Source organism: uncultured Capnocytophaga sp. (assembly GCF_938029845.1).
Taxonomy (GTDB): Bacteria; Bacteroidota; Bacteroidia; order Flavobacteriales; family Flavobacteriaceae; genus Capnocytophaga.
In genome coordinates this window covers 1-20492 of sequence record NZ_CALHGG010000031.1, presented here as the reverse complement: position 1 = coordinate 20492, position 20492 = coordinate 1, and the positions used below count along the sequence as shown (strand labels likewise).

The 20492-nt window shown below is 37.6% G+C and carries 17 protein-coding genes; 7 read left to right on the top strand and 10 right to left on the bottom strand.

Annotated elements, in window-relative coordinates; translation table 11 throughout:
* Positions 1-110: 110 nt before the first annotated feature.
* The 4 genes from Q0625_RS02400 to Q0625_RS02385 all read right to left on the bottom strand — a co-directional run bounded on the left by Q0625_RS02400 (position 111) and on the right by Q0625_RS02385 (position 5024).
* Entirely contained in the window at positions 111-1367 is a 1257-nt protein-coding gene (locus Q0625_RS02400) for an aspartate kinase (protein WP_298823301.1), read from the bottom strand.
* 76 nt (positions 1368-1443) lie between these two features.
* Positions 1444-2571 carry a DNA polymerase III subunit beta gene (dnaN, locus tag Q0625_RS02395; RefSeq protein ID WP_298823300.1) on the bottom strand — a complete coding sequence of 376 codons (1128 nt, stop codon included), beginning with the start codon at positions 2569-2571 and terminating at the stop codon, positions 1444-1446.
* Between the two features lie 75 nt (positions 2572-2646).
* Positions 2647-4308, bottom strand: a complete 1662-nt coding sequence (gene gldG / locus Q0625_RS02390; RefSeq protein WP_298823299.1) for a gliding motility-associated ABC transporter substrate-binding protein GldG — start codon at positions 4306-4308, stop codon at positions 2647-2649.
* The gene (locus tag Q0625_RS02385; RefSeq protein ID WP_298823298.1) at positions 4305-5024 is read right to left on the bottom strand and encodes an ABC transporter permease; all 720 of its coding nucleotides are present in this window, start codon (positions 5022-5024) and stop codon (positions 4305-4307) included. The genes gldG and Q0625_RS02385 overlap by 4 nt, the downstream gene beginning before the upstream one ends.
* A 359-nt stretch (positions 5025-5383) precedes the next feature.
* On the opposite strand from Q0625_RS02385, the gene Q0625_RS02380 reads away from it, so the two are divergent.
* The 3 genes from Q0625_RS02380 to Q0625_RS02370 are packed head-to-tail and all read left to right on the top strand — an operon-like array spanning position 5384 to position 8209.
* Positions 5384-6025 carry an outer membrane lipoprotein carrier protein LolA gene (locus Q0625_RS02380; RefSeq protein WP_298823297.1) on the top strand — a complete coding sequence of 214 codons (642 nt, stop codon included), beginning with the start codon at positions 5384-5386 and terminating at the stop codon, positions 6023-6025.
* A 30-nt stretch (positions 6026-6055) separates the two neighbouring features.
* Complete coding sequence (locus Q0625_RS02375; protein WP_298823296.1) at positions 6056-7486, top strand: LptF/LptG family permease; 1431 nt, start codon at positions 6056-6058, stop codon at positions 7484-7486.
* A 12-nt stretch (positions 7487-7498) separates the two neighbouring features.
* Positions 7499-8209, top strand: coding sequence for a class I SAM-dependent methyltransferase (locus Q0625_RS02370; RefSeq protein ID WP_298823295.1), 711 nt, complete (start codon positions 7499-7501; stop codon positions 8207-8209).
* A 2-nt stretch (positions 8210-8211) separates the two neighbouring features.
* Here Q0625_RS02370 and Q0625_RS02365 read toward each other — a convergent pair whose 3' ends face one another.
* The 4 genes from Q0625_RS02365 to Q0625_RS02350 all read right to left on the bottom strand — a co-directional run bounded on the left by Q0625_RS02365 (position 8212) and on the right by Q0625_RS02350 (position 12795).
* Positions 8212-9363, bottom strand: coding sequence for a THUMP domain-containing protein (locus Q0625_RS02365; RefSeq protein ID WP_298823294.1), 1152 nt, complete (start codon positions 9361-9363; stop codon positions 8212-8214).
* Positions 9364-9389: 26 nt separating this feature from the next.
* Positions 9390-10553 carry a porin gene (locus tag Q0625_RS02360; protein ID WP_298823293.1) on the bottom strand — a complete coding sequence of 388 codons (1164 nt, stop codon included), beginning with the start codon at positions 10551-10553 and terminating at the stop codon, positions 9390-9392.
* Positions 10554-10572: 19 nt separating this feature from the next.
* Positions 10573-11748, bottom strand: coding sequence for a porin (locus Q0625_RS02355; RefSeq protein ID WP_298823292.1), 1176 nt, complete (start codon positions 11746-11748; stop codon positions 10573-10575).
* Positions 11749-11973: 225 nt separating this feature from the next.
* Entirely contained in the window at positions 11974-12795 is an 822-nt protein-coding gene (locus tag Q0625_RS02350) for a universal stress protein (RefSeq protein ID WP_298823291.1), read from the bottom strand.
* A 256-nt stretch (positions 12796-13051) separates the two neighbouring features.
* Here Q0625_RS02350 and Q0625_RS02345 point away from each other — a divergent pair, with 256 nt between their 5' ends.
* Genes Q0625_RS02345 through Q0625_RS02330 form a run of 4 tightly spaced genes read left to right on the top strand, consistent with a single transcriptional unit; the run spans position 13052 to position 18051 of the window.
* Positions 13052-14155 (top strand): formimidoylglutamase, encoded by a 1104-nt coding sequence (locus tag Q0625_RS02345; RefSeq protein ID WP_298823290.1) that lies wholly within the window; start codon positions 13052-13054, stop codon positions 14153-14155.
* A gap of 58 nt (positions 14156-14213) precedes the next feature.
* On the top strand, positions 14214-16145 hold the full coding sequence (locus tag Q0625_RS02340; protein ID WP_298823289.1) for a putative porin: 1932 nt from the start codon (positions 14214-14216) through the stop codon (positions 16143-16145).
* A 45-nt stretch (positions 16146-16190) separates the two neighbouring features.
* Entirely contained in the window at positions 16191-16868 is a 678-nt protein-coding gene (aat, locus tag Q0625_RS02335) for a leucyl/phenylalanyl-tRNA--protein transferase (protein WP_298823288.1), read from the top strand.
* A 1-nt stretch (position 16869) separates the two neighbouring features.
* Positions 16870-18051, top strand: a complete 1182-nt coding sequence (locus Q0625_RS02330) for an aspartate aminotransferase family protein (RefSeq protein ID WP_298823287.1) — start codon at positions 16870-16872, stop codon at positions 18049-18051.
* A gap of 1 nt (position 18052) precedes the next feature.
* On the opposite strand, the gene dnaG is transcribed toward Q0625_RS02330, so the two are convergent.
* Together dnaG and Q0625_RS02320 are read right to left on the bottom strand one after the other, a co-directional pair.
* Entirely contained in the window at positions 18053-20017 is a 1965-nt protein-coding gene (dnaG, locus tag Q0625_RS02325; protein ID WP_298823286.1) for a DNA primase, read from the bottom strand.
* Between the two features lie 12 nt (positions 20018-20029).
* Positions 20030-20416 carry a VOC family protein gene (locus Q0625_RS02320; RefSeq protein WP_298823285.1) on the bottom strand — a complete coding sequence of 129 codons (387 nt, stop codon included), beginning with the start codon at positions 20414-20416 and terminating at the stop codon, positions 20030-20032.
* Between the last annotated feature and the right edge of the window lie 76 nt (positions 20417-20492).

Here is a 20492-nt window from a genome sequence, read left to right as displayed (position 1 = left end):
GGTGCTAATTTACGACCTTTTTTTGAGATAAGAAAATAAAATTGAAAAAATTAGGCTTAAAATGCGTTTTTAACGTTTTGTTAATTGTTGGTTAGGTATATAATCACTATCTACTGTCTAACAATCTTCTGTTGTGTATTTAAGGCAAATTGTTCTAAGAGTACTTCTTTATCATCACTTAGGAAGTTAAAGCTATCTTGTTGGGCATGACGTACAGTATAGAGGATTACTCCTTCTATGCAACTCACCTTGAAGCGCTTGCTTAAGTCCTCCAATAGGAATGAAAGATTCTTGTATTTGTCTTCTATACACAGGTTGAAACTGATGGCGGAATTTTGCAGCAAACTCACCTTAATCTGATAAGTAGCTAAAAGATTGAAAATGAAACTAATATTCTCCTCTGCAATAAAAGAAAAATCTAAAGAAGAGAGAGATAATAAGTGCTGATTTTGTTTGCGTATGTAGCAAGGAATTTTAGGAGATAATTCCTTAACATCACAAACAGAACTTCCTGCTTCATTGGGATTAAGGAAAGAACGTACATTCAGCGGAATATTCATTTTTTGGAGGGGTTGCAAGGTCTTGGGGTGAATTACTGAAGCCCCATAGAAGGCAAGTTCAATAGCTTCTTGATAAGGAATTTTTTCAAGTAGCTGGGTGTCAGAGAAATATCTTGGATCTGCATTGAGTACTCCTGCTACGTCTTTCCAAATAGTTACATTCTCAGCATCAAGACAATAGGCGAAGATAGCGGCAGAGTAGTCTGAACCTTCTCTACCAAGAGTGGTAGTGAAGTAGTTCGGGTCGCTCCCTATGAAACCTTGAGTGATGTACATAAGGGACGGATTGATATTCTCGGTGATATTGCGATTGGTTTCCTCCCAATCCACTTCGCCTTCTCGATAGTTACTATTGGTTTTCACAAGATTGCGCGCATCAAGCCAAGTATTGCGAATGCCTTTGTCATTGAGGTAGTGACTGATGATATGAGTGGAAATTAGCTCTCCAAAACTTACGATTTGGTCATATACAAAACTATGTTTGGGAGATTTGTTTCGCTCTAAGAAAGAGGAAATTTCTCCAAATAAACCGTCTATTTTCCAATAAATAGGGTGGTTCTTGTTCTCAAATAGCTCGCTGATGATTTGGTAATGGAAATCCTTTACTCTTTGGATACTTTCATCCAAAGCATTTTTATCTTCATTGAAGTAATTGGTTACTACTTCTTCCAACGCATTGGTTGTCTTACCCATAGCAGAGATAACGATCAATATATCTCTATGGGGAGTATTTTCAAGTATTGAGGCCACATTGCGTACGCTTTGGGCATCTTTGACGGAGGCTCCTCCGAATTTGTAAATTTGCATAAGGGAACTTTAGAATGATAATAATTAAAAAAGCCATCTTCAAGAGATAGCTTTTTGACTCTATTAAAAATTAAAATTAAACATTTTCACTTGATAGCATCGTAGGCATTACGAGCATATAGATCTTTTCTCCTTCGTCCAATCCATCAGCTGGAGTTAGGATACCAGGGCGATTGGAGTAAGACATCTCAAGGAGGATATCATCGGAGGATAGATTGCTGAGCATCTCCATGAAGAATTTAGAGTTAAATCCTATCTCCATGTCATCACCCTCGTAGTTACAAGGAATCGTTTCATTAGCACGATTGTTGTATTCTATATCTTCAGCAAAGATTTGCAAAGAATTACCTGTAATCTTTACACGCATCTGGTGAGTAGCCTTGCTAGCAAAGTTAGAGATACGCTTGGTAGAATTGAGTAATAAGGTACGATTGACGATCAACTTATTGGGATTTTCTCTAGGGATTACCGCTTCATAGTTAGGATAGGTTCCGTCAATGAGGCGACATACGTAATCCAATTGATCAAAAGAGAACTTAGCATTGCTTTCGTTGTACTCGATAGTTACCTCTGTCTCGCTTCCAGAGAGGATTCCTTTGAGAAGGTTTAGTGGTTTTTTAGGAATTACAAAAGACGCAGGTTGCTCGGATTTTATATCCTGACGCTCATATTTTACCAACTTATGGGCATCAGTAGCGGCAAAAATAAGCGCTTCTTCTGTAAAATTGAAGAATACCCCATTCATAATAGGGCGTAGGTCATCATTCCCCGTAGCGAAAAAGGTACTCTGTATAGCGGTAGCCAAAATATCACCCATAAGGGTTACGCGGTTGGCATTTTCTATTTCTACAACAGTAGGAAACTCTTGGCTATCCAAGTAGGCAAGGGTATATTTCCCGTTGTTAGAGACGATATCTATAGTATTGTTGTCATTGATAATAAAGGTAAGAGCCTGTTCGGTAAAGGTCTTGAGGGTATCAATCAAAATCTTATATGGGACAACGATACTTGCAGTATCTGTACTTTCTACTTCTATTACTCCTTTGATAGTGGTTTCAAGGTCAGAGGCTGATACAGTCAGTTTATTTTCAGATAATTCAAATAAGAAATTCTCCAAGATAGACATAGTGTTGTTGCTATTGATTACACCTCCTATAATTTGGAGCTTTTTCAATAAATACGAACTAGATACGATAAATCTCATGATATGCTTTTATGCGTTTAAAATATGTGCAAAGGTATTTCAAAAAAAGGGAACTATAAAATTTTTGACTAAATATTAAGAAAATCGTTTTTTGTACCAGAATCTTATCCCTAAACCTAGTATGGCAAGACTCAGCAAAGGTACTACAAAAGCAATTAATTTCCAGTAGGTTATATCTTTTTCTAATGCTTTCTTATCTAAGAAGGCCAAAGAAACCTTTTTGTTACGTAGGCTCAAGAATGCAGTATCATCCAAGAGATAATTGACACAGTTTTGCAGAAAAGCTTTGTTGTCAAAGTACTGGTTTGTCCATTTGTCATACCCCAATTCTAAGGGTTCTCCCTGCTGAATATCGTTGCGGATAATATCACCATCGGAGATAACAATCATTTTGTTAGGTTCGCTTTGGTCTTTGCTCTGGAGTTGGGCGATAGGCTTTACCCTATTCTTAAAAGCAGAGGTAAAGCTCCCCTCTAGCAGTACTGCTACTGGGAAATTTCCTTTTTCATAGCCTTCAGTTGTTTTCTCTGGAAAATCAAGTATAAGTTCCTTAGGGGTACCCTCTTGCTTAGAAAGGGGAGAGGAGGATAGCAGAATGGATTTCTTGATACCATTACTTAGTGTATCTATACTACTGACGAATTGTAGTCGGATGCCGTCTAAGTTTTTATTGATCATGTGGTTGTTAGCCGATAGGATCATAGGGGAGTATACCCAAGGGATAGGGGTGTATTGGGTTTGGCTACCACTGCCTTGAGCTACTACAATTTGGGTAAAGTACCAGTCATTGATAAGATCATAATTTAGGCGTACCCCATACTTAAAGAGCATATCTGTCAAATTAAGGTCTTGTGGCATAGCCATGGTACGTCCTTGCTGACGGAATAGTTCGTCCATGGAGGCAGCGACAGGGTCTAATAACCATAATACCCGCCCTCCATTCATGATATATTGATCAAGGACTTGTTTTTGCTCATCAGTAAAGGGTTCAGTAGGCTTAGCGATGATACATAGCTGAAAAGTAGAGAGCTGTTTTAGAGTTTTCTCTGGAGCGGTAGCTACTGAGTCCAAGACAAAAGGTGCCAAGTGATAGTAATTCTGTTCCAAACGTAAAAAGTCAGCAATCTGGATATCGGATAAGGTGCCATTACTTCTGATAATGGCTATGTTTTTTTGTTTTTCTAAGAGTATCTTATACAGTGCATCGGAGAAGGCATATTCCAGATTTTGTACGGAAAATTCTATTTTTTCTTGAGAGGAAGCCCCTAGCTTGTTGCGTAGTAAGGGTACTCTCTCCTGTTTGTCTCCTCTTGTAATAATAGCCCAAGGTAGGATATATTCCTCAGAGGTTTTTCCCTGAATGGTAGAGGTAATCATAAGAGGGGTAAAACCTTCTGCACTAAGAGCTTGTAACTCGCTATCCACATCTTTTCCTTCCAAGGGATTGACAAAATCAAAATGGATATTTTTATTGGCTGCCTTATATTCTTCCAATAGTTGTAGCGTTTCTGTCTGCAGGCGTTTGTATTCAGCGGGTATATTTCCCTTGAGCAATACCTTAATGTCTATCGGCCCCTTGATCTGGGCGAGTAGTTGTTGGGTTGTAGGGGATAGAGTATAGCGCTTGTCCACAGTGAGGTCAAACCGCTTATATAGCAGCTGACTCACTCCAATAATTCCACTTAAGAGGAGTAGTAATAAGCAAATGGAAAAAAGAGGTTTCTTTATGGATTTCATTTTTTTTCAGTCTGCAAAGAAAGTTCGGTTAAATATAAAAAAAAGAAAGCAAAACAAGAGAAATAAACAATGTTTCTTGTATCGATTACGCCACGACTAATGTCTTCAAAATGTACCTTGAAGCCAAAAGAAAAAAGTGAATTGGAGGTAAAGAGTCCTACAAGTTCATCTAATCCAAAAAACAAAAAGAAATTCAGAAAAGTAGCAATTACAAAAGCAATAATCTGATTCTGACTCATAGCAGAAGCAAACATACCTACTGCAACAAAGGTAGCTCCCAATAAGAAAAGGGCAATATAAGAGCCTATGGTACTGGCCATATCTATATTTCCTTTAGGAGCGCCTACTTGCCATACTATATATACATATATACCTGAGAATGCCAAAAGAATGAGCAGAATAGTAAGTATTGAGAGGTATTTGGCAAGAATGATACGCCATACCGATATAGGATAAGTAAAAAGTAGGGGAAGCATACCACTGCGTTTTTCCTCAGAGATAATACGCATCGTAAGAGCAGGGATAAGAAATACAAAAATCCATGCAGAAAGTAAAAAGAAAGGTTGTAAGGAAGCAAAACCCGTCTGGAAAATATTGTATTCTCCTGATAGTACCCAAAGGAAAAGGCTACTAAAGAGCATAAAAGCGCCTATAACAACATAGCCAATAGCTGAGGTAAAGAAGTAACGAATTTCTTTTTTGAACAAAGCATTCATGCTATGATTGAGCTAATAAAATTTGGGTCAAAATTACAATTATTTTTTCACTCAGACAAAAAAATAGTTTTGAATTTTGACATAATAATATCAATTAGTAATACGAATCAATAGTCAGAAAATTTGTAATTCCTAACTGAGTAGGGTGTAATAATTTGCATCTCTACCTAAGGTTTTACCTAGATTGAGAGTGGTCTGAATTATTACTTTTATCAAGATGTAATTTGTTTATTATCATATTGTTAGGTTGTTTTGTTTTTTCCTACCTATCATTTACCTTACTATTACTTTTGCTTTTTATCTTTCTCTCAAAAAATGGCATAATTATTGCTGTATAGTGGGCATTTATTATTACAAAGATGAAAAGAATATTTTTACTAGTTTTTGCTCTTATGGCATCCCTTTCCCAAGCACAGAATGCCACTAAGGCTAAGGCCCTTTTAGATGAAGTCTATAAAAAAGTAACTTCTTATAATAATATTTATATTGACTTTCGCTATTCTTTTGAGAACGCAAAAGAGCGTATCAAGCAGGATACCAGAGGTGATGTAACCCTTAGTGGACAGAAGTATCTGCTTAACTATATGGGAGTTACTAAAATCTTTGATGGTAAAAAGATATATTCTATTGTTCCTGAAAATGAGGAGGTAACTATAGAGGATACTGAAAACAAAGATGACCAGATGATTAAGCCCTCTGAAATGCTGACTTTCTACAAAAAAGATTTTTCCTACAAATGGGATATTGTACAGCAAGTAAAAGGACGTAAGATACAGTATATAGAACTAAAACCAACTAAACCATCTTCCGATATTAAGCTGATTTTACTTGGAATAGATACCACTACCAAGCATATTTATAACCTTATACAGGTAGGCAAGAATGAGGCTAAAACAACCATTACGATCAACGAATTTAAGACCAATCAACCCTTGAGTGGCAATGAGTTTGTCTTCAATGAAGCCAAATACAAAAAAATGGGATATTACATTAATAAATAAGCACTTAGGTCATAAGGCAAATCCTCTTTTATGAAAATATTAGATCGTTACATATTATCTCGCTTTATCTACAATTTCATAGCTTCTCTTTTTATTATTACACTGATTTTTATTTTCCAAACAATTTGGCTTTATATAGACGAGCTAGTAGGTAAAGGCTTGAGTATATTTGTTGTAATAAAATTCATAGCCCTTATGCTACCTAATCTTATCCCTCTTATCCTGCCACTTACAGTGGTATTGTCGTCCATTATGACATTGGGAGCCTTGGGAGAGAGTTATGAGTTGGCTGCCATGAAAGCGTCGGGAGTGTCTTTGCTGAAAGCTTCTCGTACGCTTATTGTCTTTATGTTATTACTCAGTATTGCAGTCTTTTTTACCTTTAATAACCTACAACCTTGGTCTAATAGAAAAGTGGTAGCACTTAGGGAAAGTATTAGGAACAAACAACCTTCACTGGCTATAAGTCAAGGAATATTCAATAATGTACAGAATTTTTCTATAAAAGTAGGAAGAAAAACAGGAGAAAATGGAGAATTCCTCCATGATATAGTTATCCATAAAATCAATGTTAAAGATCAAAGTCGTACTGTTATAAAGGCAAAAAACGGAACACTCTCAGGACATAAGAAAGGTTCAGATATTCTACAATTGGTGCTCAAAGATGGTTCTTACTACGAAGATGTGGATAATGAGCAGAATGCTAATTTTCCCTTTGTAAAAGCTAAATTCAAGACGCATATCCTCAACATAGATATTAGTTCACTTAATGAGGACATTAATTATAATGAGAATGCAGAAAAAGATTATTATAGGACGATGAATATAAGTCAATTGTCTTATACCTTAGACTCTATTGTTGGTGATTATAGGCAGGAAGTGAAGGATTTCGGAGAAAACTTCTATAGACGAACAGGAATGAATTATATTTCTGAAAATCAATCTATTGAAAAAACATCAGTAAAAGAAAAAGTCAAAAGTGTAGCTGATTTGATAGACAGGTACAAGGCTGATAGTGAGCGCTCTCAGATATATAGTTTGGCCAAAGATAATATCTCTTCCCTTATCAATAATATAGATAACAACAAGGAGAATATGGAGTACCAACAGAAACTAATCAATGTCTACCGCTTGACCTTAAGTGATAAGATTGCATTGGCCATTACCTGCTTTGTGCTCTTTTTCGTAGCGGCTCCGCTAGGGGCTGTGATCCGTAAGGGGGGAGTAGGCATGCCTTTGGTAGTAGCCATAGGGCTTTTTTTGGCTTATTATTTCTCTGGATTACTCACAAAGAACATGGCTACCAATGGGAATATAAACCCTTATATAGCACCTTGGATTCCTACTTTTTTCTTATTACCTTTAGGAGTATATCTCACTATCTTTGTCAATGAAGACAAATCTGTAGGAAACTTTGGTGAATTAGTACATAAAATAAAGAAACGCTTCATTAAAAAATAAATTCTTAATTACATGTTGGATTTGTTAGGAAACGCACTCTTGGATTATCAAAAGGGTGACCGATTGGAAGATGTATATGTAGAAACAAATATTTCAGAGAAAGAAATTCTTTTTCGCTCTCACTTTTTCCGTACTTTTCCCCAAATGATTCCTTTAGAACAATCCGCTCTTACCATGGCAAAAGGACGGATATTGGATGTAGGGGCAGGTACAGGATCTCATGTTCTATACTTACAAGAAAAAGGTTTAGATGTAGTTGCTCTTGATGTATCTCCTTCAGCCATTGAGGTATGTAAATGTAGGGGCGTGAAACAAACTGTATGTGCCGATGTGCTTGAATATAATGGTAAGTTTGATACAATTCTTATGTTGATGAATGGGATAGGTATTTGTCAGAAGCTTGCAAAAATAGACATATATTTACAAAAATTGAAATCACTCCTAACTCCAACGGGGCAGATTTTGGCTACTTCTACTGATATTATCTATATGTTTGATCAAGATGAAGATGGAGGGTACATAGTTCCTATAGCAGAAGATGCTGATTATTATGGTGAACTTACTTATACTATAAGCTACAAGGGAAAGAAAGACTCCTTCCCTTGGCTCTTCTTGGATTATAATACTTTTCAGAATGCTGCCTATCACAATGGCCTTAGCTGTGAATTGCTAGAAGAAGGTGATGCCTTCAACTACTTAGCCAAGCTACAGATAGATGATTAGCATTACTGCTTTACTTTTTTACTTCCTTCATAGATAGCGTAATTTACCAATCGGCTCTCTAACTTTCCGTTGAATAGTTTTATCTTACGAGAAGGGCGTAATCCTACCGACTTAAGGGCTTCAAGGTTGGAGGTGATAAACCAGGCTTGAGTGTTGGTATAGCCGTGCTTAAGGGTATCACCTATTTGCTGGTAGAATACCTGAGGGTTTATTTCCAATCGTTCGCCATAAGGAGGATTGAATACCATAAAGAGAGGTCTGTCATTCTCCTTTTTAGACTTAAAAAAATCCTGTTGGCGAATAGTGATATACTCGCTGAGTTGTGCATTTTTTACATTTTCCTTTGCCTTCATCACTGCCGAAGGTGCCTTATCATAACCATATATCTGGTGAGAAAACTCTTTGGCTTTTGCAAGAGAACTATCAAAGATAGTTTCAAACAAATCCACATCATAATCAGTCCATTTTTCAAAGGCAAATTCCTTGCGATGCAGAGAGGCTGGAATATTACAAGCAATCATAGCTGCCTCGACCAAGAAGGTACCACTCCCACACATAGGATCTAGGAAATCACTTTGTCCTTCCCAACCACTGAGCAACAATATACCTGCAGCAAGCACTTCGTTGATAGGGGCTATATTGGTCTGGGTACGGTAACCACGATGGTGTAGTGATTCCCCTGAAGTATCTAAGGAGACAACAACTTTATTATCTTTTTGTATGTGTACAAATAGTTGAATATCAGGGTGAAGTGTGTCTATATTGGGGCGCTTTCCCTGCTGAGCGCGGAACTTGTCTACGATAGCATCTTTAGCCCTCAATGCCATGTATTGAGTATGATTGAAGAGGTCAGTAGCCAAGGTTACCTCCACAGCAAAAGTCTGTGTAGGGGAGAATAAGCGACTCCAATCATACTGATAGAGTTTTTGATAGTAATCCTTCTCATTGCGTACTTCAAAGGAGTAGATAGGCTTGAGAATCTTCAAGGCAGTACGTAGGGATAGGTTAGCCTTATACATAAAGCCTTTATCACCTGAAAAAGAAACACTTCGTACCCCTTTTTTTACATTCATGGCACCTAATGTTCGTAGTTCTTTTTCTAAAATATCTTCAAAACCAAAAAAGGTTTTGGCTACCATCTGGAAATTTTCCATACAAAAGGAAATGATTTAATTCGTAATTATCGTTTGAAAACAGGCAAGGTATAATAGGCTCCTACTGCTATACGATGCAATTGTTCGTTGGGTTTCTTTAGAGCTTCAGTATAAGTAATCTGATTGCCTACATAAGCTACATAGAAGCGCAAGTCTTGACTGACAAAAGGAGCATATTGTCCTGCAAGAAAGTAAATATAGTTAGTTCTTAGTTGTTCATTGAGTGTATTTTTACTTCCTGTAGTCTCTATACCTAGCTTGGCGGAGAGACTCCACCTATTATCAATCTGATAATCATAGCGGGATACAGCACATTTGTATACTATATTCTTATGTATGATAAAGGCTCCTTCCGACAGACCTTCATGGATACTCAGTAGCCTTGAGGAAGTAAGTCCAAAGTCCGCTCCCATATGGGAATACACCAAGTCCAAATAAGCAGTATGCTTACCTATTTGTAACTTGTTGCCCAAAGAAACCGAATGGGTGTAATATTCCTTGGCAAATTGTGATAAGTTGTAGGAATACTTAGTCCTAAACATTCCATCAAAGAAAATTCCATTCCAATACAGATAGCCCCCTATGGGAGCCTTGGAAGCTGAATAGTTGTCAGTTGTGAAATGATTGTTCTCTAGGTGTTTGGCAAAAGATTCATTCAGTGTATTGTGTAGCTGTATTCCTACTATGTGTTCGGGATTGAATTTGTAGGAGAGCTGTGCTCCTGCTAGAAAGACATTAGTATATACTCCATTGAGATAATCAGTAAAAATGTATTCATACAACGGATTAATATCTTTCTCAAAAGAACCCATTGCTGAAAGCTGTTTGCCTAAAGTGGTTTCCCATTGTCTTTTTGCTCCAAAGCGATAGGTGATATAGGCATAATCCAAAGCTGCGGATCCATTATCTAGTGAAGTGGCTGCAAAGGGTTTGTTCATACGAAAGCGTACCCTGTAAGAAAGAGCTTTGTTGTAATCCCCCTGAATATTTATACGTGCATTATCTATCTGAAAACGGGAGGAAGAGAGTGTCTCTTGGCTATGATGGTCCGAGAGAAACCCTCCTCTGAAGTAAAATTCTATTTTTAGCTTTTCTGCTGAAATAGGTTCTGTAAGAGTGTCTTTCTGTGCGAGAATGAAATTCTGTGTTAAAATACTTAAGGTAATGATTAATTTTATTTTTCCTAACATGGCTATTATGATTTTCTATTTAGAGAGCTGAATGTTTTTTTAAAATTGGTAAGGTGTAAGCTGCTCCTATGGCTATTTTGTGGAATTGCTCATAAGGTCTATTGAGAGCTTCTGCATAATTAATAGTATTGCCTACATAAGCCCCATAGAAACGGAAATCTTGTGTTTTCAAAGGTTCATATTGTATGGCAAGGAAATAACTGTAATTTTGGCGAAAGTGTTCACTGAGCAGGTTCTTACTTCCAGCAAACTCTACTGCTAATTTGGCAGAGGTACTCCAGTGGTCATCAAATTGGTATTCATAGCGAGATATGATACCTTTATAAACGATATTTTTATACATAACTTTATTGGGACGTCCTTCATAGAGATTAAGTATATTGGAAGCTACTAGGGCATAGTCTGCTCCCATATGAGAGTACATGAGATCTAAGTAAGCGGAATTTTTTCCTATCTTTAGCTGATGTCCAAGAGAAAATGTATGTGTGTAATAGTCTTGGGCAAACTGAGATACATTATAGGAATAATTTGTATGCAATGCACCATCAAAGAAGGAACCAGACCAATAGACATAGCCCCCGATAGGTGCTTTGGAGGGTAAGTAATCTCCAGAGATAAAACCATTGCTCTCCAAGTGGTCAGAAAACTTAGCATTGAGGGTATTATGTCCTTGTATTCCCACTTTGTGATGTTCATTGACCATATAATCTAATTGAAGTACTGTAAGGAAGGGATTGACGATATAACTAAAATAATCTCCATAGATATATTCATACAAGGGGTGAATATCTATCTCATAAGAGCCTATCATCGCATAAGCCTTACCTAATCTCAAGTCCCATTGGCGATCCTTACCAAAGCGATAGGTAAGAAAAGCCATATCCAAGGCAACCGAAGCATTGTCTTGTGAGGAGGGTGTAAAGGGACGATTTAGGCGAAAACGAACATTATAAGACAAATCTTTGTTGTAATTCCCATAAAGATAGATTCTTGCATCCTCTAGGCGGAACCCTGTTGAAGCAGGGGCAATCTTTGTTTTATAGGCAGAAAAACTGCTATTGAAGTAGAAATCAATATTGGTTGATTGTGCTGATTTGGTCAATGCAAGGGTGTCTTTCTCTATGAAGAAAGGTGCTTCTCCATAGATATTCTCTGCCATTAGGAGAAGTAATAAGAAGAAGAAGATTTTTTTCATAATATTTTTTTGCAAAAATAAGAATTTATTTTAATATTTGCTAAAGTAAAACCTATATTTTTTCAAACCATAATTTGCGAGTATTAATCAGCTCAATATGTGCTATATAGGACTATTTAAAGTAATAAAATATAGAAAGGCCTGAAAAGACCTATGCAGTGATGAATAGTTATCCACCACTGCATAGGAACATCTCCTTAAAAATTAAAAAAATGAAACCGTAAATTATAACTTAATCGTAAGTACAGGTTTTTCAGAGTGATTTACAATGTCCTCACTGATACTTCCATTGAAGATGTGCATAAGAGCACTTTGCTTAGTTGGGAACATACATATAAGATCGCTCTGATGGTCTTCTGTAAAGTGAATAATACCTTCCTCAATAGAGAAATCACTATACATATGGATGTTATGTGAGAGTATTTCCTTATGTTCTTTAGAAAAATTATCTATCAGTACCTTTATCTCTCTGCTGGAATTAAAGTGATAAGGGGTGTTGATATATACGAAATCAATCTTAGCATCTAAGACATTGGCAAAAGCCACAGCCTTTTGAAAAGCATCAATATATTTCTGAGAGAAGTCGCAAGCAAAGGTGAGTTTTTTCACTTTGGAAATGTCTGTTTTGTCCTTGATAACCAAAACAGGTACAGAGGAAGTACGTACAATTTTCTCTGCATTGGAGCCTAAGAAAAGTTCTTTAGAGCCTGTGGCTCCTGTGGAACCCATTACGATAAAGTCCACTGACTCATCTTCAAGTAAGTGCTTTACCGCATAAGTAAGAGCTGTGGTTTCTACTACTGTCTTTACAGCAACACCTCTACTTTTAAGTTCTTCCGAGAGTTTCTTTACATTAAGACCTGCTTCACGCATGAAGAAAAGTTCTTCAGGCAGTGCAGAGGTGGATTCAGTAACAAAACGTCTTGGTAATTCTACACAGTGTAACAATAGAATAGTGGCTCCATTTTTCTTTGCTAAATCTACGGCCACCTCTACTGCATAATTGGAATGTTCTGAAAAATCGATAGGTACAAGAATGTTTTTCATGGTAATTGAAGGTTATATGTTAGACAATATGTTTTTATTTCTACGCTGTAAAATTACGTTTTTTCAAGATAAAAAACAAACATTGTATGTGAAAAATTTTAAAAAAATAGAGAAACAAACATTAAAATAGACAAAAATAAAGAGAGGTTATTCACAAACTCTCCTAATTTTGTTATAGTACAGTTTTTAATATGTATTTTTGCACAAGATTTAATCAGAGGACAATTTTTCGTCTGCTTCCTAATTTTTTAGAATAGTGTTAGATTTTTTATATCCTATAGAAGATTTTTTTGTTCAGAAGAAATATCTATCCCAAACTATTGGTGGAAAGATAAGAAAACATACTCGAAAAGAGGGGTTACCAGACCTTGAAGGGGTACAAGTGGCTATTTTTTCACTTTCCAATAGCGAAAACATTCTAAAGAACTCTTTCAGAGATGCTTTTTACAGCCTTTATTATGGTAATTGGGATATAGTATTAGCTGATTTAGGGAATATTCCTGAAGGAACAACCCGAGAAGATACCTTTGTAGCGATAAAAGAGGTCACAACTCATTTACTTAAACAAGGGATTATCCCTATACTTTTGGCCGAGGGAGTGGAGAATACTTATGCTCTCTATCGTGCATTTGACACTATGGAGCAAATGGTAAATCTTGCCTGCGTGAATGCACTCTTTGGTTTTTCTGATGAGTATGAGATTTTTGCGGAAGATAGCTACATGAGCCGTATCCTTATGGAGACTCCTACATTATTGAACCATTTTACTAATATTGGTTATCAGACTTATTATAATCCGCAAGAGTCTATTGATTTGCTTCAGAAAATGTTCTTTGAAAGTTACCGATTGGGGGAGATTACCAGTTATATAGAGCAGGTAGAACCTATATTGCGTAATACAGATCTAGTAAGTATTGATATGACTTCAGTACAAGCCTGTGATATTGATATGCCTAAAGGATTTGTCAATGGATTTACCGCGAGAGAAATCTGTGCAATAAGCCGTTATGCGGGGCTTAGTTCACAGACTACTGTATTGGGAATCTTCAATCCACCTACTTCCGAGCGTGGTAAGATGCTTGTGGGAGAAGTACTTTGGTACTTTATAGAAGGTATTAATTATCGCATAAAAGAATTTCCTTCCATTGAGGATAAAAACTATACCAAGTATATTGTACTCTTGGACGATTTCACTATAGAGTTCTATAAGAGCAATCGTACAGGACGCTGGTGGATACTCCCCAGTGAGTCTTCCAAAGGGGCATTTATGCTTCCTTGTACTGAGCGAGATTACCAGAAAGCTCTTGAAGGAGAAATTCCTCTGCGTTGGTGGAATCTCCATCAAAGATCCTTAAATTAAGTGAAGAGTGAAAAATGAATAGTGAATAATCACTAACCATTAACAACTGATAAAAAGTATGCTCAAAAAACTACTTTTCTTTATAGCCCTATTCCTATCCGTAGGAGCAGTAGCTCAGGATAGTATCCGTTTCAAATCTATAAGACCCTTACCAAAGAAAAAAGATAGTATTATACTCTCTTCAAGGGATTACAAATATATTTCCATATCCCGTGATACCATTGAGATAGATACCACCCTTACCCTTAAGGCCATGTATAAACAAAATCCTGTACGAAAGGATATGTTTGCCTATGTGCCTTTCCAAAATATGGGGCAGACCTATACTACTCTTGCCTATGATTTCAAGCGGACGGAACTTTCCCCCAGATTGGGAATGCGAGGAAATAGTTTTTATTTTTCAGCGGGTGAGGATATTTTATATTATAGAGTGCCCACTCCTATGACAGAGTTCTCTTTTAAGTCGGGACTCTCGCAAGGGCAGATGTTGCAGTCCTTTTTCTCGGCGAATCTCTCGCCTGAATTTAACTTTTTTGTGCGCTATAATGCCTTACGTTCTTTAGGAGATTATAAGAATATTCTTTCCTCTATAGGAAATTTCTTTGTGGGATTTTCTTATTTGTCAAAGAATGGAAAGTACCTAGTGATGTCTCATTATGCCAATGAGGAGATTGATCGCCAAGAGAATGGGGGATTGCTATACCCTGAGCAATTTCATGGAGGAAATGAGCAGTTTCGCAATCGTGCTCGATTGGATATAGCCCTTTCGGATGTAACTTCCCAGCAGAACCTAAAGCGTTATTTCTTGCAACAACAATATAATTTTCTAAGACCATCCAAGGATGGAGGTTCGGAAATACTCTTAAAGCATTTATTTGAATATCAAACAGAAAATTATTATTATACCCAGAATGCAGTTGCCTCCAATAGCTTTTTTGGAGAGAGTTTTACCCTTAAGAATCTCCATGATAAGTTATCCCTTAGGACACTGACTAACAAGTTGGGAGCAGAACTTTCCTTACCTTATCTAGGAAAAACATTTGTATATGGGAAATCTTATTTCTATAATTATTTTGGTAAGGGAATTTTCATAGATACATCAGGTAGCTTTATCCCTCACCAAATAAAGGGAACTGATTATGGACTGGGACTCCAATGGAAAAAGAATTACAAGGGATTCTTTATCAATGCTGAAGGAGAACAAATGATTTTGGGAAAAATACTAGGTACCAAGCTTCAAGGAGACTTATATTACAACTTTGATGAGCAAAATAAGCTATTTGCAGGGCTCAATATCACCTCTAAGCTACCTAATTTTAATTTTTTACTGTATCAGAGTGATTACAAAAATTATAATTGGTATCACTTTGATGATTTTTCTAAAGAAAATATTCAAACCATTTTTGGAGGTATCCGTTCTCAGTGGGGAAATCTCTCTTTGGATATTACTAATATTAACAACTATACTTATTTTGAACTTAAAACCAATATCAATGGAACAAAAAAACAACCTAAACCTGAACAATATAGTGGTAACATACAGTACTTAAAACTTGTAGGTGAGAAAGAGTTTCGCTTAGGGTACTGGGGTTTGGACAATACACTGATGTATCAGCAAGTGCTACAAGACAATCAGCACATTTTCAATGTTCCTACCTTCACTACCCGCAATACACTCTATTTCAGTTCTTATATGTTCAAAAAAGCAATGTATTTGCAGACAGGATTTACATTTAAATATTTTACCAACTATTATGCCAACGAGTATAATCCGTTACTTGCGGATTTTCAGGTACAGACCGATGAAAAGATAGGAAACTATTCGGTAACTGATTTCTTTCTTAATGCAAAGGTGAGGACTATGCGTATCTTCTTTACTGTAGAACACCTTGAGGCTTTGCTCGGTAATAACAATTATTACGCAGCTCCTTCCCAACCTTATCGCGACTGGAAAGTACGCTTAGGTATTATATGGTATTTCTTCAAATAGAAATATACCTTTAAAAAACTTTTATTCCCTTAACCATCATTATCAATGTATATATTAACCCAAAATCTTTATTTTCCTCCAGTGGAGCAAGCCGACAAAACGGGAATACTTGCCATAGGAGGAGACCTCTCCATACCACGTTTGCTGCTAGCTTATAAGAGTGGAGTGTTCCCTTGGTACAACGAGGATGAACCTATACTTTGGTGGGCTCCCCAAAAGCGCATGGTAGTGGTACCCAAATATTATAAAATGCATAAAAGTATGCGCAATATCTTCAATAGAGGAGAATTTGATGTGACTTTTAACAAAGATTTCTATCAGGTGATTACTACCTGCAAAAATATCTATCGCAAAGACCAACAAGGTACTTGGATCAGTGATGAAATAGTGGAAGCATATACCAAACTGTATGAGATGGGGTTGGCCCGTTCGGTAGAGGTATGGCAAAATAAAAAATTGGTAGGAGGACTCTATGGCGTGGATATAGGCAATGGTATCTTCTGTGGTGAAAGTATGTTCTCCAAGGTATCCAATGCTAGCAAAGTAGCTTTCTATACTCTCTTGCAGGATCTTAAGGAAAAAAATTATCTGCTATTGGATTGCCAAGTATATAACGAACATTTGGAGAGCTTAGGAGCCTATGAAATTCTTCGCTCTGAATACATGAAATATCTTTTACAAGGAAATATACTCCTTAGAATTAAGAAAATGAAAGCTTTATAAAATGAAAGAAGACTTTTTACATTATCAAGCCCCTACCTCCTTGTATCCCTTAGGGTTGGAGGTGGCTCGTGCCGAAGGGTCTTATATCTATGATACCCAAGGGAAGGCTTATTTGGATTTGGTGGCAGGAGTATCAGCCTGTACTTTAGGGCATTGTCACCCCAAGGTGGTTAAGGCTATACAAGAACAAGCCGCTAAGTATATGCATGTGATGGTATATGGGGAGTATGCCCAATCACCAGCAATAACATATTGTAAGCGATTGGCAGAAAACCTGCCCGACCCTCTGGAAACGACTTATTTAGTTAATTCTGGTACAGAGGCTATAGAAGGAAGTATCAAGCTAGCTAAGCGTGCTACAGGACGCTCACAGATTATTGCTGCACGCAAGGCCTACCATGGGAATACGCAAGGCTCTCTCAGTATCATGGATTATGAACTACGCAAGCAGCCTTTTCGCCCACTTTTGCCTGATGTGGCATGGATTGAGTTCAACAATGAATCAGAACTAGAGAAGATCACCACCCGAACCGCAGGAGTAGTCTTGGAGACAATCCAAGGTGGAGCTGGCTTTATTACTCCTGAGAATGACTATTTGGCAAAGGTAAAACAACGCTGCCAAGAGGTAGGCGCCTTACTTATCTTGGATGAGATACAACCTGGTTTTGGTCGTACGGGAAAGCTCTTTGGTTTTCAGAACTATAATGTAGTACCCGATATTATTGCTATTGGTAAGGGGATGGCTAGCGGATTGCCTTGTGGTGCTTTCGTGGCTTCCTATGAGCTAATGCATCTTTTAGCCGATAATCCTAAAATGTCCCATATCACCACCTTTGGAGGAAATCCTGTGGTGGCTGCCGCCTCTTTGGCTACTCTTAACGAGCTGCTTACCACTTCTCTTATGCAGGAGACCCTTGAGAAGGAACAGCTCTTCCGCAAGCTTCTCAAACACCCTAAGATAAAATCGGTCAATGGTAAGGGACTCATGCTAGCGGCTATTATGGAGAGTGAGGACTTGGCCAATCACATAATCCTTTATGCACACCAAAGAGGGTATATCTTCTTTTGGTTACTCTTTGAACTTAGAGCGGTGAGAATCTCTCCTCCACTTACCATTAGTAAGGAGGAGATAGAAAAGGCTTGTGCAATTATATTAGAAGCCATCGATCATTACAAAGAATAGACTAATTGGAGTCTAAACGGCGAGAAATAGTATTTTTCAGTACATTATACTCCATTACCTCTTGAATAGCCCAAGAAGGGTCACCATCTTGGCTTTCCAATTGGGCTATTTCTGAGCGAAGCTCTTCTATCTTTCTGTCAATAAGCATCTTTCGAAGATTTAGTACGATTCCATTGATAGCATAAGATAGATCCGCCTCCTTGGGTTTTACCTCCACTCCTTTTTTGCTCCAATTATGTAGGCGGATTTCTTCCTCCTGTGCTTGGAAAGTGGCAATGATAGAGGCCATAGAGACAGGAAGTTCGTTGATAATGGTTGAGATATCCTCGAGTCCTTTTTGATATTTGTCTATAAAGAAAGTATATATCTCCTTGAACTCTGCCGTAGAAAGCTCTATTTCATCGGCTTGGAGTTCAAGGAATAGTTTTTCAAATACCTTTACCTTTTGGGTAATTTCTTGTACCTTTTCCTCTCCTGTATCAGGGTCATAGTATAGGAATTTGTCTTCGAATACGCATTCCTTTGGTCCATAGAGTAACAGGTACTTGATAAGGTCTTTTTCTAAATATACAATAGGGGAGAGCCGCTCAGGAGCTTTTACCACTGTCATGGGAGCTTCCTTTTTTGTCTTTTTTAACTCTTGTTCAGCCTTAAGTAGCTGTTGCTGATTCATTTGAGCAAGAGAAGCAAAAAGTACCTCCTCGGATATTTCCATAATTTTAGCACATTCCCTCACGTAGATTTCTCTCTTGATAGGGTCAGAAATTTTGGAAATACTCTCAATCATATTACGAATGGTATCGGCGCGCTTCATAGGGTCCTCCTGTGCTTCCTGTATCAGTGAAGTAGCCTTGAAACGGATAAAATCCTGAGTATGTTCTTTGAAATAGACTTCTATTTCTTCTAGGGAATTACTTTTGGCAAAGCTATCGGGGTCTTCGCCCTCAGGAAAGGTACAGATACGTACATTCATTCCTTCTGCAAGGATCAAATCTACCCCACGAATAGCTGCTCTTAGCCCTGCTGCATCCCCATCGTATAGAATGGTAATATTTGGGGTGAGCCGGCGTATAAGGCGTATCTGCTCCTGGGTAAGAGCAGTACCACTGGAGGCCACTACATTCTTGATGCCTCTTTGATAGAGCTGTATTACATCAGTATAGCCCTCTACAAGGTAACAATTGTCTTCCTTGGCTATAAAGGGTTTCGCTTGGAAGATGCCATATAATACATTACTTTTATGATAAATATCACTCTCAGGGGAATTGAGGTATTTGGCTTCTTTTTGTTTCTCTTTGGAAAGTATACGTCCTCCAAAGCCCAATACCCGCCCACTCATGGAGAGAATAGGGAACATTACTCGTCCCTTGAAACGATCTATCTTACGACCTTTTTCTGTAGCGATAGTAAGCCCCGTTTTCTCTAAGTAAGTGATGTTCATTCCCTTGGCTATGGCTTCATCGGTTAGTGCACTCCAGCTATCAAGAGCATAACCAAGTTGGAAAGTAGCGATAGTCTCATCAGTAAAGCCCCGTTCCCTAAAGTAGGTAAGTCCCAAGGCCTTGCCCTCTTCTGAAGATAGGAGGTTTTGTTGGTAATAGTCACGAGCAAATTCGCTGACTAAGTATAACCCCTCTCGCTCATTAGCTTTGTTTTTTTCCTCTTCGTTCTGCTGGGTCTCTTCCAGCTCTATATTGTATTTTTTTGCTAAATAACGAATGGCCTCTATATAGGAAAAATGCTCGTGTTCCATAAGGAAAGCAATCGCATTGCCTCCTTTCCCGCTACTAAAGTCCTTCCATATTTGCTTGGCTGGAGATACGGAAAAGCTAGGCGTACGCTCATTAGTAAAGGGACTCAGCCCTTTGTACCCAGAGCCTGAACGCTTAAGTTGGATAAAGTCACCTATGACTTCCTCCACACGAATGGAATCATATACTTTGTCTATGCTCTCTTTAGTAATCACATTCTTTGGATGTTATATTTCATATAATTCAATAGGAAAACCGTCGGGATCTTCCAAAAAAGTAAAACGCTTTCCTGTATATTCATCTTGTCGTATGGCTTCACAAGCTACCTTTTGGCTTTCTATGTAAGCTATGGATTTTTCCAAATCTCTCACAGCTAAGGCCAAATGCCTACCTCCACAAGCCTCTGGTCGGCTCACACGCTTAGCAGGCGAGGGAAAGGAAAACAATTCTAATACATATTCCCCATTGAGACACAAGTCTAGCTTATAGGATTGCCTTTCTGCCCTATAATGTTCCGCGTGTATGCTAAAAGGCAATATTTCTGTATAGAAATGCTTTGACAGCTCATAATTGCTACAGATAATCGCGATATGGTGTATTTTTTCTATTTCCATTTTCAGTTGTCATTAATCATTAATTCGAATCAATAGTTAAAATATTATTTGCTAACTTTTTAAGACGCAATAAATT